Annotated in this window: 22 protein-coding genes; 7 read left to right on the top strand and 15 right to left on the bottom strand. The window is 56.5% G+C overall.

Going from position 1 to position 14,558, the window contains the following annotated elements; genetic code table 11:
• Positions 1-37 precede the first annotated feature (37 nt).
• Positions 38-1,075, bottom strand: coding sequence for an MBL fold metallo-hydrolase (locus ACJ8J1_RS05385; protein WP_033643388.1), 1,038 nt, complete (start codon positions 1,073-1,075; stop codon positions 38-40).
• Positions 1,076-1,296: 221 nt separating this feature from the next.
• Here ACJ8J1_RS05385 and ACJ8J1_RS05380 point away from each other — a divergent pair, with 221 nt between their 5' ends.
• A complete protein-coding gene (locus ACJ8J1_RS05380) occupies positions 1,297-1,587 on the top strand; it encodes a hypothetical protein (protein WP_033643389.1) in 291 nt (96 codons plus the stop codon).
• A 40-nt stretch (positions 1,588-1,627) separates the two neighbouring features.
• Here the strand turns inward: ACJ8J1_RS05380 and ACJ8J1_RS05375 are convergent, their stop codons facing one another.
• From ACJ8J1_RS05375 to ACJ8J1_RS05365, 3 genes are all read right to left on the bottom strand, one after another.
• Complete coding sequence (locus ACJ8J1_RS05375; RefSeq protein WP_033643390.1) at positions 1,628-2,989, bottom strand: amino acid permease; 1,362 nt, start codon at positions 2,987-2,989, stop codon at positions 1,628-1,630.
• 175 nt (positions 2,990-3,164) lie between these two features.
• On the bottom strand, positions 3,165-3,401 hold the full coding sequence (locus ACJ8J1_RS05370) for a DUF4060 family protein (RefSeq protein ID WP_025303167.1): 237 nt from the start codon (positions 3,399-3,401) through the stop codon (positions 3,165-3,167).
• A gap of 75 nt (positions 3,402-3,476) precedes the next feature.
• Positions 3,477-3,779, bottom strand: coding sequence for a phage protein NinX family protein (locus tag ACJ8J1_RS05365; RefSeq protein WP_033643391.1), 303 nt, complete (start codon positions 3,777-3,779; stop codon positions 3,477-3,479).
• 169 nt (positions 3,780-3,948) lie between these two features.
• Here ACJ8J1_RS05365 and fos point away from each other — a divergent pair, with 169 nt between their 5' ends.
• A complete protein-coding gene (gene fos, locus ACJ8J1_RS05360; RefSeq protein WP_033643393.1) occupies positions 3,949-4,356 on the top strand; it encodes a fosfomycin resistance glutathione transferase in 408 nt (135 codons plus the stop codon).
• A 38-nt stretch (positions 4,357-4,394) separates the two neighbouring features.
• On the opposite strand, the gene ACJ8J1_RS05355 is transcribed toward fos, so the two are convergent.
• Complete coding sequence (locus ACJ8J1_RS05355; protein ID WP_033643394.1) at positions 4,395-4,670, bottom strand: YebO family protein; 276 nt, start codon at positions 4,668-4,670, stop codon at positions 4,395-4,397.
• Positions 4,671-4,751: 81 nt separating this feature from the next.
• On the bottom strand, positions 4,752-4,910 hold the full coding sequence (locus ACJ8J1_RS05350; RefSeq protein WP_004927688.1) for a PhoP/PhoQ regulator MgrB: 159 nt from the start codon (positions 4,908-4,910) through the stop codon (positions 4,752-4,754).
• Positions 4,911-5,071: 161 nt separating this feature from the next.
• On the opposite strand from ACJ8J1_RS05350, the gene ACJ8J1_RS05345 reads away from it, so the two are divergent.
• Positions 5,072-5,305 (top strand): YobH family protein, encoded by a 234-nt coding sequence (locus ACJ8J1_RS05345; protein WP_033643398.1) that lies wholly within the window; start codon positions 5,072-5,074, stop codon positions 5,303-5,305.
• A 40-nt stretch (positions 5,306-5,345) separates the two neighbouring features.
• Here ACJ8J1_RS05345 and ACJ8J1_RS05340 read toward each other — a convergent pair whose 3' ends face one another.
• Positions 5,346-5,585 (bottom strand): DUF2766 family protein, encoded by a 240-nt coding sequence (locus ACJ8J1_RS05340; protein ID WP_033643399.1) that lies wholly within the window; start codon positions 5,583-5,585, stop codon positions 5,346-5,348.
• A 188-nt stretch (positions 5,586-5,773) separates the two neighbouring features.
• Here ACJ8J1_RS05340 and ACJ8J1_RS05335 point away from each other — a divergent pair, with 188 nt between their 5' ends.
• Complete coding sequence (locus ACJ8J1_RS05335; protein WP_004927694.1) at positions 5,774-5,986, top strand: YccJ family protein; 213 nt, start codon at positions 5,774-5,776, stop codon at positions 5,984-5,986.
• A gap of 444 nt (positions 5,987-6,430) precedes the next feature.
• A complete protein-coding gene (locus tag ACJ8J1_RS05330) occupies positions 6,431-6,817 on the top strand; it encodes a helix-turn-helix domain-containing protein (protein ID WP_004927697.1) in 387 nt (128 codons plus the stop codon).
• Between the two features lie 25 nt (positions 6,818-6,842).
• Here ACJ8J1_RS05330 and ACJ8J1_RS05325 read toward each other — a convergent pair whose 3' ends face one another.
• The 5 genes from ACJ8J1_RS05325 to lysM all read right to left on the bottom strand — a co-directional run bounded on the left by ACJ8J1_RS05325 (position 6,843) and on the right by lysM (position 9,725).
• Positions 6,843-7,196, bottom strand: a complete 354-nt coding sequence (locus tag ACJ8J1_RS05325; protein ID WP_033643400.1) for a DUF1304 domain-containing protein — start codon at positions 7,194-7,196, stop codon at positions 6,843-6,845.
• 427 nt (positions 7,197-7,623) lie between these two features.
• The gene (locus tag ACJ8J1_RS05320; protein WP_442520328.1) at positions 7,624-8,565 is read right to left on the bottom strand and encodes a pirin family protein; all 942 of its coding nucleotides are present in this window, start codon (positions 8,563-8,565) and stop codon (positions 7,624-7,626) included.
• Positions 8,566-8,671: 106 nt separating this feature from the next.
• Entirely contained in the window at positions 8,672-8,836 is a 165-nt protein-coding gene (locus ACJ8J1_RS05315) for a hypothetical protein (RefSeq protein ID WP_162837199.1), read from the bottom strand.
• A 23-nt stretch (positions 8,837-8,859) separates the two neighbouring features.
• Positions 8,860-9,015, bottom strand: coding sequence for a hypothetical protein (locus tag ACJ8J1_RS05310; RefSeq protein WP_162882310.1), 156 nt, complete (start codon positions 9,013-9,015; stop codon positions 8,860-8,862).
• Positions 9,016-9,278: 263 nt separating this feature from the next.
• Positions 9,279-9,725 carry a peptidoglycan-binding protein LysM gene (gene lysM, locus ACJ8J1_RS05305; RefSeq protein ID WP_033643402.1) on the bottom strand — a complete coding sequence of 149 codons (447 nt, stop codon included), beginning with the start codon at positions 9,723-9,725 and terminating at the stop codon, positions 9,279-9,281.
• 226 nt (positions 9,726-9,951) lie between these two features.
• Between lysM and ACJ8J1_RS05300 the strand changes: the two genes are divergently transcribed.
• Positions 9,952-10,143: a YebW family protein gene (locus ACJ8J1_RS05300; protein ID WP_004934567.1), complete on the top strand. Its 192-nt coding sequence runs from the start codon at positions 9,952-9,954 to the stop codon at positions 10,141-10,143.
• Between the two features lie 121 nt (positions 10,144-10,264).
• Positions 10,265-10,489, top strand: a complete 225-nt coding sequence (locus ACJ8J1_RS05295) for a biofilm development regulator YmgB/AriR family protein (RefSeq protein WP_033643403.1) — start codon at positions 10,265-10,267, stop codon at positions 10,487-10,489.
• A gap of 82 nt (positions 10,490-10,571) precedes the next feature.
• Here the strand turns inward: ACJ8J1_RS05295 and ompC are convergent, their stop codons facing one another.
• The 3 genes from ompC to astB all read right to left on the bottom strand — a co-directional run bounded on the left by ompC (position 10,572) and on the right by astB (position 14,556).
• Positions 10,572-11,654: a porin OmpC gene (ompC, locus tag ACJ8J1_RS05290; protein WP_033643404.1), complete on the bottom strand. Its 1,083-nt coding sequence runs from the start codon at positions 11,652-11,654 to the stop codon at positions 10,572-10,574.
• A 567-nt stretch (positions 11,655-12,221) separates the two neighbouring features.
• A complete protein-coding gene (astE, locus tag ACJ8J1_RS05285; RefSeq protein ID WP_033643405.1) occupies positions 12,222-13,205 on the bottom strand; it encodes a succinylglutamate desuccinylase in 984 nt (327 codons plus the stop codon).
• 10 nt (positions 13,206-13,215) lie between these two features.
• Positions 13,216-14,556, bottom strand: a complete 1,341-nt coding sequence (gene astB, locus ACJ8J1_RS05280; protein WP_033643406.1) for an N-succinylarginine dihydrolase — start codon at positions 14,554-14,556, stop codon at positions 13,216-13,218.
• Between the last annotated feature and the right edge of the window lie 2 nt (positions 14,557-14,558).

Here is a 14,558-nt window from a genome sequence, read left to right as displayed (position 1 = left end):
TTCGGCTAATTACAGCCGCGCTTTCAAACCGTTGGTTTTATTCATCCCGCAGCGCCGCCGGGTGGTGATGAGGTAACGCAGACGGTGAGTCCTGCAACGCGATGCGCTCGCCAATCTTCAGCGGATGGAATTGATGCTGCTCCAGCCCCGCTTCACTCAACGCCAGGTTCAACTGCTGCGGCGGCTCGTCCAGCGATTCATCCGCCAATTCGAACACCCCCCAATGAATGGGAATGGCGCGCGGCTGATTCAGTTGACGGTACAGCGTCACCGACTGCTGCGGATCCATATGCTGCTCCTGCATAAACCAGCGCGGCGCATAGGCGCCGATGGGCAGCGCCGCCACGTCGAACGGCCCCAGCCGTTGACCGATCTCCGCCAACCGTTCCGAATAGCCGCTGTCACCGGAAAAATAAAACCGTAGCGCCGGATGGTGGATCACCCAGCCGCACCACAGCGAGCGATTGCGATCCCACAGCGTGCGCATGCTCCAGTGCCGCGCCGGCGTGGCGTAGACCGTCAGCTCGCCCAACGGCAGACTCTGCCACCAGTCCAGCTCATGCACCTTCAGCCGATAACGGCGGAACCAGCGCTTCAAGCCGAGCGGCACGATGAACTCGGCCTGAGGGAAACGCCGCGCCAATTGCCGCACCGTGCGCCTGTCAAGGTGGTCATAATGGTTATGGGAGATCAGCACCGCATCCACCGCCGGCAGTTGCTCCACCGTCAGCGGCGGCGGCGTTCTGCGCTTCGGGCCGTAAAAGCTCAGTGGCGATGCGCGTTCGGACAACGCCGGATCGATCAGGATATAGCGCCCGCTCAACCGCAGCAGCATCGAGGCATGCCCCAACCACCAGACGCTGTCGCCACTGCCGCTGAGATCGGCTGGCTGCCACCAGCGTTCGGTAAATTGCGCGTAGCCCTGCTGCGGCGGCTTGGGCAACCCCTGGCGCTTGCGCTCATCTTGCCAACGTTGAAGATCCCCCTCCTGACGCCGCGAAGGTTCCGGGTTGCGAAATCCCTCCGGCGTGTGATGCGCCTTGGCCGCGTCGTAATAACGGTTGATTCTTTTCATCCAGCGTCTTCTCCCGACCCTCAGCGCCCTGCACGGGCATGACTTTCAGTGTAACAAACCCGATGAAGCTCGCACTTCGTCAGCCGTGCGCTGCATTGAGGGAGCTTTTGCCGTATGCTGTTGTCTCACTTCGGTGAGACAGCCAGGGCCGCCAAGAGCCCGTTAAGACTCTCTTAAGAACTTTGTGATTGACTTGTAGGGCATACAGAAAAGGAGAAGTTATGAGTCGTTCGACATCCCGCAAATCAGGCGCAGGCCTGGGGCGCCGTATTCGCAGCGCGCTGCTGGCGCAGAAGCAATACTGGAAAATGTATTTCGCCATGAAGCTGCGCCGCGTGCGCGTGCCTGCACCGCTGGTGCTGCTTGGCGGTTCGCTGCTCGGGTTCTTCATGCTGACCCTGCTGATGCTCAGCGTGGTGACCATCGACGTCATCAGCACCCTGCTGCTGCTGTGCCGGAAACTGCTGGGACGGGGTGACGGTGAGGGGCGCGCCTTTATGCCGCGCAGCTGACGAGAAGAGCGCGGAGGCGCAATACGCCTCCGCGCGCAGATTAACGCTTGGCGCCTTTGCGGCGCGTCAGCATGAATCCGCCCCACAGCACTGCAACCCACACCGGCATCAACAGCACCGAAATGCGGATCCCTTCGCTGAAATACATAATCACTAAAATCAGGCCGAGGAACGCCAGGCACAGATAGTTGCCGAACGGATACCACAGCGCCTTAAAGCTCGGAATGACACCCTGACGATTCTTCGCCGCACGGAATTTCAGGTGCGCCAGGCAGATCATCACCCAGTTGATCACCAGGGTGGACACCACCAGCGCCATCAGCAGCTCAAACGCCTTGCCGGGCATCAGATAGTTGATCAGCACGCCGATCGAGGTAATCAGCGCCGACAGCGCGATGGACAGGACCGGCACGCCGCGCTTGTTGACGCGCGTCAGCGCTTTCGGCGCATTGCCCTGGCTGGCCAGCCCGAACAACATGCGGCTGTTGGCGTAAACGCCGCTGTTGTAGACCGACAATGCGGCGGTCAGCACCACCACGTTGAGCACCGTCGCCACCAGATTGCTGTTCAGCGCATGGAAGATCAGCACGAACGGGCTGCCGCCCTCCACCACTTGCCCCCACGGATAAAGCGAGAGCAGTACGGTCAGCGAACCGATATAGAAAATCAGAATACGGTACACCACCTGATTGGTCGCTTTAGGAATGCTGCGACGCGGATCCGCGGCTTCCGCCGCGGTGATGCCCACCATCTCCAGCCCGCCGAACGAGAACATGATCACCGCCATCGCCATCACCAGCCCCGAGAAGCCGTGCGGCATAAAGCCGCCCTGCTGCCACAGGTTGGTGATGCTGGCCTGTGGCCCACCGTTGCCGCTGGCCAACAGCCAGGCGCCAAACACGATCATGCCGACAATCGCCACCACCTTGATGATGGCGAACCAAAACTCGGTTTCGCCGTACAGGCGCACGTTCACCAGGTTGATCAGATTGATCAACACAAAGAACAGCGCGGCGGACGCCCAGGTGGGGATCTCTGGCCACCAGTACTGAATGTAGATGCCGACGGCGGTCAATTCCGCCATGCCGACCAGAATGAACATCGCCCAGTAGTTCCAGCCGGAAAGGAAACCGGCGAAATCACCCCAATATTTATAGGCAAAGTGACTGAAAGATCCGGCGACCGGCTCCTCCACCACCATTTCGCCCAGCTGGCGCATGATCAAAAACGCGATAAAACCGCCGATGGCGTAGCCCAACAGCACGGCGGGGCCGGCCATTTTAATGGTTTGCGCAATGCCGAGAAATAAACCGGTGCCGATGGCGCCCCCGAGGGCAATAAGCTGTATGTGTCTGTTTTTTAATCCGCGTTTTAGCGGGGTATCCTGATGCTGACCGCCCATCTTATCCTCATATGGCGTACCTCCTTGCCGTTATCGGCCAAGATTTCACCAATCAATAAATGTATCTGCGGGCGGCTTTTTAACACTTAACCCCGTGAGCATCAAGGAGTAGCGCCCCGAGACGGCAGACCGGAGCGCGATTTTTTAACCGAGGGAGAGCGGGTAACGGCGGCGTTCAGCCAGGCATACCGCACAGTTTGGTCAGGTTGCGCGCGCCGATCATCAGCGTGGCGACATAAGATTGGCGACGCGTAACCACTTCCACCGCCACGCGATCGTTTTGATATTTTATCAGATAGGTCGAGGGCCAGCCCTGACGGCGCTGGCCGAAGCTTTCGGCATGACGATCGATCGCCGCATGGGCAATCACCAGATGAGACAAGTTTTTATCACCTTTGATAATGCGCTTCATAAACAGCCTCCGCCAACGACAGCTCTGTTATTAGAAAAAGGAGAAACTCTTACCAATCACCGGTATTTTTGCGAATCAGTTAGCCTGTCGGCTCATCAGAAAACAGATCATCGCCGCGCGCAGCGGGCTGGCGCTGTCGGCCTGCCATTCACCGCCCTGGGTGCTCATGCGCGCCTGCCACTGTGGGCTGTCGCTGTGGTTGTCGGGGTTCAGACTGATTTTGTTGGCGCAAATGATCGGCCAGGCGTCGGAGGGATTCTTGCAGTAATCTTTACCTTTTACGCCGCCGTAGGGATACCACTTGTCCGGGTTCTCCCCGGTCAGCAGCGCAATGCTGCGGTTCACTTCGGCATCGCTTTCTTCGTACCATTTAATCATCGGCTTTATCCATCTTTTGTAAGGTTGGCGCTACATTACGATGTCTGTAAGACAGTTTTATGACAGCGTCGCTGGTTTTCACATTATCTGCACTAATGTTTCGCCCCCTTTAACTTTTCTCCCCTTCTGCGTACACTTTTCGTCTGTTTAGCGCCCAGGAAACGCACGCATGTTGACCGGCCTCAACCACCTGACGCTCGCCGTCAGCGATCTCGATCGCAGCTTCGATTTTTACCGCCATCTGTTGGGGTTCACCCCTCACGCCCGCTGGCAAGGCGGCGCCTATCTGTCATTGGGGGCGTTGTGGCTGTGTCTGTCATTGGATGAGGCGCGCACGCAACCACGGGCGCGTGATTACACCCATTACGCCTTCAGCGTCGCGCCGGAACACATTGAACGGGTCAGCGAGCGGCTTCGCCAGAGCGGCGCAGAAGAGTGGAAAAGCAATCGCAGCGAGGGCGAGTCGCTCTATTTTCTCGATCCTGATGGGCATCAGTTGGAGATCCATGCCGGCGATCTGGCCAGCCGCCTGGCGGCATGCCGGGAAAAACCGTATCAGGGCATGGTATTTTACTGAAGCGCCCCGGCGGCGCAGCGCCAGCCGGAGCAAGGTGTTCAACGTTCGGGGATAAAACCTTTAAAATCCAGCGCGGGGCTGAGATCGTCGTCATCAGCATCGCCGCCGTCGGCGCGAGCGCTGTGCGCCAAACGCTTCAACAGCGCCGTTTGTTGACGTTGCTGCTCGGCAATTTCCTGCAGCAGGCGAATCTGCTCGTTGGCGCGCACGCTGGCGCGGTTCACAAGGAACCAAACCCAGAGCCCCACCAGCAACGCCACGGCGGCGAGAGCCAACGACAACAGGCCGTTCTGGCCAAAACCTAAATCGTACATGGACAACCCTATCTACTGCGAAATTCAGGCCGCCATCTTAACACTCGCGGCGGCCGGGCGAACATCCCTGCCAAAAATTGCTTACCAGGGTACGAAGCGCGTCACCGAACAGATGCCCAGCGCAAAATTTCCACCATCGTCGCAATAGCTGTCCAGCGCCAACAGGTAGAAAAACAGGCAGGCAGCGACGGCCGTCATTATCACGAGGATTTTTTTTCGCAACAAATTTAGCAGCCTCATTGTTATCAGGATGGTCTATCGCGCATGTTATCACAGCAAAGTTAAACGAAGTTTAACTTGTCGTTTAGATTTCTGGCTATCGCCCGGTTTTCAGACTGTTACCCTTGCCCTCGCGCTGGCGCCGTGGCTAGATGAACCCTCAGGGATAACGAGGAAACGCAATGAGCAGACTGATTAAGTGGGTACTGGTATTGGCGGTCATTTACGGCGGCTTTTTGATCTCGGGCTACGGCGTGCTGATCGGCAGCAACAAGAACGTCGGCGGATTGGGATTGCAGTGCAAATACCTGACGGCGCGCAACGTGGCGATCGCCCAGTACGTCAATGGCGACAACGGTTTCATCGGCGTGACCGACTGCCCGCTGTTCAAGAAAATCGAAACGGTGGTGGATTAACCGCCACCGCCCGACGCCGTCGCTCTGCGGCGGCTCCGCCTCAATCGCGGGTAAACTTCAACTCGATCAGCGCAATCGCCTTGTCAATCGCTCTGCGGGTCACCGGATCGGCGCCGGCGGGATGCGTGGAGAAATCGATGCTTTTGAGCTGGCCCGCCATCTTGTCGCGCACTTCGGTCGGCGCAATCACGTCGATAACGTCCAGAATCTGTTTAATGACCAGTTGGCAAGCGACCAGATCGGAAGCCAATTCCTGCTCGTTGCTCAGCATGTCAGACATAATAACTTTCCCTCTTGATTCAAACGCCGCACAGAATAGCATGCCGCCTGCGCCATTGCCCGCCCTCCCCGCCTTTTTCCCCATTCTGCGCACCGCCGGGCAAAAGCCCGCGGCAGATTAGCCTATACTTGCAGCATGACGGTGATAAAAACATCCGTAACCTAAGCCACAACCAACAGGAGATAGTTATGGCGAATCACAATGTGAAATCCTGGGCAACAGTGCGTGAAACTTCGGTGGAAATTGCCGAAGCTATTTTTGAACTGGCAGGGAACGATGAAGTGTTGGCGCAGAAGATCTGGGAAGAAGGCAGCGATGAAGCGCTGGAAAAGGCTTTTGCCAAAACCACCGCCGACCAGCTTTATTGGGGAGAGGAAACCGTCGAGCGTAAAAACGTTTAAGCCGCCAGGCAACAAAAAGCCCGGGTTTCTGGCCCAGGCTTTCCCGATTAGCGCTCACCCCGCTCAGCGGCGTGCATCTCTGCTTGCTCTCACGGTTCTTCACCTCCCACACCTTCCGCATTTTTCATGCTCATCACCGGCGTCGCCATAAAAGCGCCGACGCCCACGATTACAACCAGAGTAATAATCACTGTCATTAACATGCGATCACCCCATCAACGTTGAGTTGTTACGGCTGACTCTGTTTTGGCGGTTCTTGCTGCGGTCTGCTCCGCGTCACCCACCGCGGCGGCGACAGTCTCAGATTAGCCGTTTTTCCTTTCGGCTGACAAGCGGCGGTTCAACGGTTTTTCCGAATCATGCCCCGTCATCGGCGGCGTTTTTTGTCCGCGGCGGCAAGTTGTGTATACTTCACCGCTATGTAGATCTCACACTGACGCACTGATGATACAAGAACACCATCTCTCATTGGTCTGCGCCCTCAGCAAATGGGTCGAAACTCACCTCGGACGAGTGATCCATCTCGAAGAGCTGGCCGAGTACTCCGGCTACTCGCTGTGGCACATGCAGAAGCTGTTCAAAGAAGCGACAGGGATTTCGCTGGGCAAATACATTCGTGAACGCCGTCTGGCCGGCGCGGTCTATCAACTGCGCAGCAGTGAAGCGTCGATTTTCGATATCGCCCTGGACTTTGGCTTCGGCTCACAGTCCCACTTCACCTACATGTTCAGAAAGCGTTTTAATATCACGCCTTACGATTTCCGCCAGGATCTGAGCGTCGATCTGCACATCGATCCGCCGCTGCACGTCATTCACCAAAAATCCGCCTGATTTTCGCCCGCCGTCAACCGGCGGGTTAACGCGCGCCCCAGACCGCCAGCAGCGCGATCGCGGCCGGCAACGCCTGCACCCACAGGATCTTGCGGCTGGCGGTCAGCCCGCCGAACACACCGGCCGCCAGCACGCAGCCGAGAAAGAACAGCTGCAGCGCCACATCTTCACGCCAATAGCCCCATACCAGGCCCAGCGCCAGAAAACCGTTGTACAGCCCCTGGTTGGCGGCCAAGACCCGCGTGGCCGCGGCGAACTCCGCCGTCGTCCCGAATGCTCGCCTGCCGATCGGCGCGCACCACAGGAACATTTCCAATACCAGGATATAAAGGTGGAGCGCCGCGATAAGCAGCAGAACAATGTCAGCAATGAGCTTCATGATTATCCAAATAGCGAAATGGGGATGCCGTCAAGTATAAGTGATGGGTGAATATCGCTCACCATCCAAGATAAAAAAACCCGCCGAAGCGGGTTTATGCAGGAGTCATTTTTTGAGGTTAGTGTAATACGGCAACCAACAATGCCGCGACAGAGACCCAAAACAGCGCCGTGGCAACCACGACATGGGACAGTCTTGCACGATAAAGAACTTGGCTCATAATGACCTCACTGACATCAGACTAACGGGAGACAACCTGACTTCCTGAGGATTATCCTAATCTTCTTCCGTTTATCATTATATGCGTCAGATCACTATTTCGTTGAGAAACTTTATATTGTCGTGAAGCTGGAGCCGCGATCACATTTATTGCGCGTTATTAGAGCGAAATAAGTCGAATAATCTCGGCGATTATATCCTAACGCTATCAAACTTCGCTCCACGGCAGGCGTGGCGCGGCCATGCGCTCACCGGAATAACCGCTGACCGCCGGAAAACGATCCGTTTCCTGCTCCCAATCGCGCTGAGCCTGAATAATTTCCGCTTTGGTATGGCCAACGAAGTTCCACCAGATAAGGATCTCTTCATTTAACGGCGCTCCACCGATTAATAATCCCCGGCTGCCCTTCTCTGCATTTAACTCAATAGAGTTATTACCCATGCCTAAATAGGTGAATGCGTCAGGTGAAAATGTTTCACCATTAAGTTCAAATGCACCAATCAGGGGCAAAAAGCCGATTTCATAATCATCGCGCAGCGGCAATTGCGCCGTCGCCGCCTCTTGCCATTCCATATCAATGGCGATTAATGGCGAAAGAGTAAACACCGGTGAACGATAAGCGCCAAATTCCCCGACCAGCAAACGGTGATTCACGCCGTTATTCCGCCACTGCGGCAAATCGGGATAATGATCGAATCGCGGCGCCATGTCGGCATATTCGGCCGGCAACGCAATCCACAATTGTGCGGCGTGCAGTCGTCGGTCCTCGCCCACCGACTGTTCCGTATGCGCGATGCCGTGCCCTGCGGTCATCAGATTGACCTGCCCCGGACGGATCAACTGTTCGCTGCCGAGGCTATCGCGGTGCAGCACCTCACCCTCGATCATCCAGGTAAAGGTTTGCAGACCGGTGTGCGGATGCGGCCCTACGTCCATGCCGGGCGCGGTGCCGTTGAATACCGTCGGGCCGGCGTGATCGAGAAAACACCAGGCGCCGACGGTGCGCCGCTCCCGGGTTGGCAACGCGCGGTTGATAGGAATGCCACCCACTTCAGCATTGCGCACGGCAATACGCTGGATCTGGCGCGCGCCGTCAACGACAGGGCACTCGCGTGAGGGTGAAAAGCGCGTAGGACGTGACTGACTCATCGCAAAGACCTCCTGAATGGCGCCGATTCGCCAAGGATAATCGCCCCAGCTTAGCACAGGACAACGCCCCCTGGAGAGCGACGACGCTCAGCCGCGCTCACGCGGATTAAGGTGTTTTGATGTAGCAGCTTTTAATATCGATATCGTCGTGGGCATGCCTGAGATCGGAGAAATAAGTCACTCCGAAGAGAATCGACACGACCAGCAGTACAGAAACCAACAGGCCGATAATCGCCAACAGTTTGGTTTCATCGTGGAGATTGGGCTCCATTTTCTCTCCCCTAGTTAATGACGTCAGGTCAGCCACAGCGTGACCGCCAACGTAAAAATGATCAGTGAGCAGGACGCAATCGCCAAAACGACGATCGCAAATTGCGCATCACCCAAGGTTTCTCTGTAGTTTTTATCCGTCAAGGCGTTACGCTGCTGTTTCACTAAATCGGCTTTCACTCGTTCAACTGCTGCATTGCTGTTTGATGGGGCAAGACACCCCCTCAGAATGGGGGAGCGAAATCCCCCTTCGGCTGCTCAGTCCGCAACCGGGCCATGACGCTACCAACTTTCCCCCCCAGGGTCAACACCGCCGCCGCGGGCCGGCGAGCGCAGGCACACGGTATGTGTAACTTTTATTTAGAGGGAAGGGAAATAAGAGATGCTTATAGCGGAGGCAAAAAAAAGCCCGGCACATCGCCGGGCCAGGGGAGACAGAGGCGTTATTGCGGGATACGCAGCACCTGTCCCGTATAGATCTTGTCCGGGCTCGACAGCATCGGCTTGTTGGCTTCGAAAATTTTGTTGTAGAGATTGGCGTTACCGTACATCTCTTTGGAGATTGCGCTCAGCGTATCGCCCTTCTTCACGGTATAGAAGCGGCTCTCGGCGTCGGATTGCGCTACCGCCACCTTGTCTTCCACACCGCTGATGCCCGCTACGTTGCCGATCGCCACCAGAATCTTCTCTTTCAGCTCCTGGCTGACGGCATCGCCGGTCACCACCGCTTTCCCATCGACCACCTGCACATCGACTTTGTCGGTGCCCGGCAGGCCGCTCTTATCGAGATGCTCCTTGAGTTTGGCGCTTTGATCTTCGGCGGAGGCATTGCCGGTGACTGTGTCCCACAGTTTTTCGCCCGCTTCTTTGACAAAGTTAAACAAGCCCATATTCACTCCTTTTGATGGTTGCACTAATGCGTTGATGTAAGGCTTGTTAAGCTTAGCATCGTCAAAAGGATCTGCCATCCGCTCTCGCCCCCAGAAACGGCTAGAGAATTCCGAAAGTGCCGTCTGCGGCGCCTCATTGGCGTTTTATCGCGCAATGATGCTGAAAAATCGCGCTTTTTTACCTACACTGTTGCAGACAAGGCGGCTCGACGAAGGAGGCTGCAAGATGTACGCATTGGTGATGTTTGTCTGTTATCTGGATGGCGGCTGCAGTGAAATGGTGGTGGACATATTGCGCGACGAACCGCAATGCCTGGTGGCAATGAAGGAACAGAACCTGCGTCACGCCGGCTGTTATCCCATGGAAGAATTTATTGACGGCTTCTGGTTGCCGGCCAGCGAATACTCGGATTTTTGATCCCCTCCCCGCCTGATGCTGAGGAATTTCTGATTTCATCGGAAACTGCATCTTCCTCCGAGGCATAAGGCCGCTGTTTTGCTAAATTGCGGCTCCCGAAGAAGAAAGACAGAGAAAGGTCATGTCAGCATCGGCTCATTCCAACGAGCAATATGAAATTCTGCTGCGCAACGTCAGCCTGGCGTTAGGCGACGCAGTGTTGCAGTTAATCAAAAACCATAAAAAGGTATCCGGCGGCAATATTCTTTCGCAGCTGGTGACAGAGATAGAGCGAGAGCAGGATCAGCAGCGGTTTGCCGCGCTGCGTTCGGCCATCGAGTTGGTGGGGTTGGCGCCAAAAGGCTGAGCGCGCGATACAAACGAAGGCAGGGCTTGCGCCCTGCCTGATTACCGATCCCGACACAGGATGAGGGTAATGGAATTGCAGCTTAGAAGCGGTAGGTCAGGTTGACGGCAACGATGTCGTCAGTGCTCAGCTTCAGTTTGTTGTCGTCGTTCAACTGGTTGATCTTGTAGTCGACGTAGGTGTACATGTTTTTGTTGAAGTAGTAAGTCGCGCCCACTTCCACGTATTTCACCAGATCGACATCGCCAATCCCTTCAATATCCTTGCCTTTCGACTGCACGTAGGCCAGAGACGGACGCAGACCGTTTTCGAACTGGTACTGGGCCACAACTTCGAAGTTCTGCGTTTTGTTGGCGAAGCCGGAGACGCCATTGCCGCTGATCGGCGTCATGTTGCGGGTATCGGCATACATGGCCGCCAGATAGACCTGGTTGGCGTCATATTTGATTGCGGTGGTCCAGGCGGTGGCCTTATCCCCTTTACCATACTTCAGCGCTTTCTGGTCGCTAGTACGGTTGGAATCAGAGAACGCCGCCGCGACGCCGATGCCGGTGCCGCCGATGTCCTGATAGTCCAGAGACATGCCGTAACCGTCGCCGTTTTGCTTGGTCACGCTGCGGCCGTCACCGTCGTTTTTACCCTGGTACTGCAACGCCAGGTTCAGGCCTTCCACCAAACCGAAGAAGTCACGGTTGCGGTAGGTCGCCAGGCCGTTGGAGCGCGCGGTCATGTAGTTGTCGGTGTAGCTGTAGGAGTCGCCGCCGAATTCCGGCAGCATGTCGGTATAAGCTTCGGCGTCGTACACCACGCCGTAGTTACGGCCGTAGTCGAACGAGCCATAGTTGGCGAACTTCAGGCCGGCGAAGCCCAGACGGGTTTTGGTGCCGGTGGTGCCCTGCGCTTCATCGTGGTTGGACTGAACGTTGTATTCCCACTGGCCGTAACCGGTCAACTGATCGTTGATCTGGGTTTCGCCTTTAAAGCCCAGACGAACGTACGTTTTATCTCCGTCTTCACTTTTATCTTTACTGAAAACGTGTTTGGCCGAAACGCGGCCGTACAGGTCGAGTTTATTGCCATCTTTATTGTAGATTTCAGCCGCGTTGGCGAAGGAGGTGACCGCCCCGAGGGCGACAGCTAAGGCTAATACACTGCGTTTCATCATTTATTTTCCTAGATATTATAATTAGAACCCTGCCCGTCACGCCCAATTTATAATTTGGGCTGTGATTTTATCTTTTGGTATTTTATGAGCTCCCCTAATGCTGGGGTGATGTGACATTAGCATCATGAATCAAAACTTAAAATCAAAAAGTTCATGAAACAACGAGGAGAAAGCATGTTTATTTGTAACCATATATTTCAAAAAAGAGAATGCATAACCCATTGAATATAAGAAATTTTTATCACATAACTTATAACCAAAACGGTGCAATGCACCAATTTAGTGCATTTTGGTTTCGTTTTGCGTGCTTTCTGCGCGATTCAAAAGTAACAACAAGATTAGCATGGTTATTAAAAACGTTACTTATTTCACATTTTTATCTTAACAAAGTCACCAGGCAATTAAGGCTTTCCGATAACGGCTGAATACGGCCTTTATTCATTCACGTAAAGAAATCCCTATAGGACGAATAAAATTCGCCTTACGGCAATTAAAATAGCGGGAAATAGCAGAATGAAATAATGGGGAGAATAACGGCGGCGCGCTGACGGCGCCACCGAGGATAAATCAATACAGCGTAGAACGGGAAACTTCGCTCAACAGCATTCCAGCACGCAAGCCCAGCGCCACAGTGGGGTTAGGGAACAGAATCCACGCGCCCTCTTGGCCAACGCGATAGTCTTCCTGCGGCTGCTCGCACAGCAACATCCCCGGTTTCAACTCGGTGAAGTTGGCCGTGTCATCATCCAGGTACAGCTTGAAATCCTCGCTGTGTTTGATCAACGAATGCATCACACGGAATACCCGGATCGCCTCGCCCGCGCGCTCCGGCAACGGCCCCTCGCTGACCGCCGCCCGCAAAGCGCGATCGATGGCGGCAAACTGCTGCAGATCGTTGCTGCCGAACGGCCGCGCTTTACCCAGCTCGAGCGTACAGCTCGCCGCATTGAGATGTTCGCTGGAGTAGTGGCTAAAAGTCCCGCCCGGCGCGCTGTGCACCACCAGCGCATCCAAATCGGCGGCATCCAGCAGCTTTAGCATCGGTTCGCTGTACGGGCGCTTCTGGAAGGGCAAAATGCCAAAGCGCGGCAAATGCGACTCGCGAATGGCGGTGTGCAGATCGTAATGGAAACGCGCCGCCTGTTCGCCATCAAAAAAAGCGGCGAGCGTGCGCTCCAACTGCTGGGCGCGCGCGGTTTCCCCGCTGGCGGCGAAGTTGCGGTAGCGGCCGCCGAACATGCGGTTCATGTCGCTGTGCAGATAGCGCCTGCCCGCCCGCATCGCCGCCGGGTTGCCCAGCACCACCAACAGCCGCACCGCCAGCGGCAAGCGGCCGCTCAACAGATCGCCGATTAACTGATTGAGCAGTTCAATCGGCGCGGTTTCGTTGCCGTGTACGCCCGCCGACACCACCAACGCCTGGCGATAACGCTGCCGCGGCGTGAGCTCCAACACCCCTTCCCCCAGCCAACGCCAGCGCAGCTGCGGCGTTTCGCCCTGCCATTCGGCGGGTTCTTTCCCCTCCAGCGTCAGGGGCAGTAGATCGATCATGCAGCCTCCCTTATCGTTGGAACGGATAGATGGACCCGAGACCGAGGATCGACGTCAGCGAATCCAACGCCTCGCGCCCTTCGCGCAGCAGCAGCGGATCGGCCAGGTCATCCTGCGTCAGGCGATCGCGGTAATGACGATCCACCCACTCGTTCAGCGTCGCGAACAGCCGATCGTTCATCATGACGCGCGGATTCACCGCCCGCAGCTCTTGATCGTTGAGCGCCACCCGCAGCCTCAGGCAGGCCGGGCCGCCGCCGTTGCGCATGCTTTCGCGCAGATCGAACACGCGGATTTCATCGATCGGGCCGCCGCTGCCGACCATCTCGTTCAGATAACGCCACACGCCGGCATGCTGGCGCGACTCTTCCGGCACCACGATCATCATCTTGCCGTTCGGCTTGGTGAGAATTTGGCTGTTGAACAGATAAGTCGCCACCGCGTCCGCCACCGAGACGCGCTCCGTCGGCACTTCGATCGCCACCAGCTCGCTGTCCAGCGTCGCCATCTTGCGGCGCACTTCATCCAGCGCCTGTTGCTGGCGGTAAAACGCCTGCTGGTGGTGGAACAGCACGTTCTGGTTGCTGACCGCAATCACGTCGTTATGGAACACGCCCTGGTCGATCACCGCCGGGTTTTGCTGCACGAAGACCGTATGCTGCTCGTCCAATTGGTGCAGGCGAGCGATCGCCTCACCGGCTTCGCGCGTCTGGCGCGCAGGATAACGCGCCGGCGCCGTTTCGCCGCCAAACTCCTGGCGACCGTAAACGAACACCTGCACGCTGCGCCTGGCATAATCGCCGCCCAGCCGGTTATGGTTGGCCGCCCCTTCGTCCCCAAACAACGCCACCTGCGGCAGCGCTTCATGGTGGGCGAAATGCCGGTCGTCGTTAAACATCGCCCGCAAAACGTCGGTGGTCGTTTCCGCTTCAATGGCGCGGTGGAATTTATTGTTCAGGTTGGCGGCGGTGAAATGCACCTTGCCGTCTGCGCTGTCCGCCGAGGGGGACACCGTGGCCGCATTGGCGGTCCACATGCAGGACGCCGAGCTGAGCGCCGACAGCAAACGCGGCGATTGACGCATCGCCTGCGCCAGCACCGCCTCATCGCTGCCGCTGAAGCCCAGGCGACGCAGCATCGGCAAATGCGGCCGCTCCTGCGGCGGCAATACCCCTTGCTGGAAACCGAGATCGGCCAGCGCCTTCATTTTCAGCAGCCCCTGCTTCGCTGCCAGCTGCGGGTTCGATACGCTGTTTTGATGCTGCGTAGAGGCCTCGTTACCGAACGACAGCCCGGCATAGTGGTGCGTTGGCCCCACCAAACCGTCGAAATTGACTTCATATCCTGACATGG

It is taken from the genome of Serratia sp. CY37869 (genome assembly GCF_052168895.1).
GTDB lineage: Bacteria > Pseudomonadota > Gammaproteobacteria > Enterobacterales > Enterobacteriaceae > Serratia > Serratia ureilytica.
Note: the sequence above shows the minus strand (reverse complement) of the source record. Positions and strands in the feature narration are given on the sequence as shown.

Excerpts from the sequence above, each read along its gene's own strand:
- ACJ8J1_RS05385 (WP_033643388.1), bottom strand. The coding sequence starts at position 1,075 with ATGAAAAGAATCAACCGTTATTACGACGCGGCCAAGGCGCATCACACG.
- ACJ8J1_RS05380 (WP_033643389.1), top strand. The coding sequence starts at position 1,297 with ATGAGTCGTTCGACATCCCGCAAATCAGGCGCAGGCCTGGGGCGCCGT.
- ACJ8J1_RS05375 (WP_033643390.1), bottom strand. The coding sequence starts at position 2,989 with ATGGGCGGTCAGCATCAGGATACCCCGCTAAAACGCGGATTAAAAAAC.
- ACJ8J1_RS05370 (WP_025303167.1), bottom strand. The coding sequence starts at position 3,401 with ATGAAGCGCATTATCAAAGGTGATAAAAACTTGTCTCATCTGGTGATT.
- ACJ8J1_RS05365 (WP_033643391.1), bottom strand. The coding sequence starts at position 3,779 with ATGATTAAATGGTACGAAGAAAGCGATGCCGAAGTGAACCGCAGCATT.
- fos (WP_033643393.1), top strand. The coding sequence starts at position 3,949 with ATGTTGACCGGCCTCAACCACCTGACGCTCGCCGTCAGCGATCTCGAT.
- ACJ8J1_RS05355 (WP_033643394.1), bottom strand. The coding sequence starts at position 4,670 with ATGTACGATTTAGGTTTTGGCCAGAACGGCCTGTTGTCGTTGGCTCTC.
- ACJ8J1_RS05350 (WP_004927688.1), bottom strand. The coding sequence starts at position 4,910 with ATGAGGCTGCTAAATTTGTTGCGAAAAAAAATCCTCGTGATAATGACG.
- ACJ8J1_RS05345 (WP_033643398.1), top strand. The coding sequence starts at position 5,072 with ATGAGCAGACTGATTAAGTGGGTACTGGTATTGGCGGTCATTTACGGC.
- ACJ8J1_RS05340 (WP_033643399.1), bottom strand. The coding sequence starts at position 5,585 with ATGTCTGACATGCTGAGCAACGAGCAGGAATTGGCTTCCGATCTGGTC.
- ACJ8J1_RS05335 (WP_004927694.1), top strand. The coding sequence starts at position 5,774 with ATGGCGAATCACAATGTGAAATCCTGGGCAACAGTGCGTGAAACTTCG.
- ACJ8J1_RS05330 (WP_004927697.1), top strand. The coding sequence starts at position 6,431 with ATGATACAAGAACACCATCTCTCATTGGTCTGCGCCCTCAGCAAATGG.
- ACJ8J1_RS05325 (WP_033643400.1), bottom strand. The coding sequence starts at position 7,196 with ATGAAGCTCATTGCTGACATTGTTCTGCTGCTTATCGCGGCGCTCCAC.
- ACJ8J1_RS05320 (WP_442520328.1), bottom strand. The coding sequence starts at position 8,565 with ATGAGTCAGTCACGTCCTACGCGCTTTTCACCCTCACGCGAGTGCCCT.
- ACJ8J1_RS05315 (WP_162837199.1), bottom strand. The coding sequence starts at position 8,836 with ATGGAGCCCAATCTCCACGATGAAACCAAACTGTTGGCGATTATCGGC.
- lysM (WP_033643402.1), bottom strand. The coding sequence starts at position 9,725 with ATGGGCTTGTTTAACTTTGTCAAAGAAGCGGGCGAAAAACTGTGGGAC.
- ACJ8J1_RS05300 (WP_004934567.1), top strand. The coding sequence starts at position 9,952 with ATGTACGCATTGGTGATGTTTGTCTGTTATCTGGATGGCGGCTGCAGT.
- ACJ8J1_RS05295 (WP_033643403.1), top strand. The coding sequence starts at position 10,265 with ATGTCAGCATCGGCTCATTCCAACGAGCAATATGAAATTCTGCTGCGC.
- ompC (WP_033643404.1), bottom strand. The coding sequence starts at position 11,654 with ATGATGAAACGCAGTGTATTAGCCTTAGCTGTCGCCCTCGGGGCGGTC.
- astE (WP_033643405.1), bottom strand. The coding sequence starts at position 13,205 with ATGATCGATCTACTGCCCCTGACGCTGGAGGGGAAAGAACCCGCCGAA.
- astB (WP_033643406.1), bottom strand. The coding sequence starts at position 14,556 with ATGTCAGGATATGAAGTCAATTTCGACGGTTTGGTGGGGCCAACGCAC.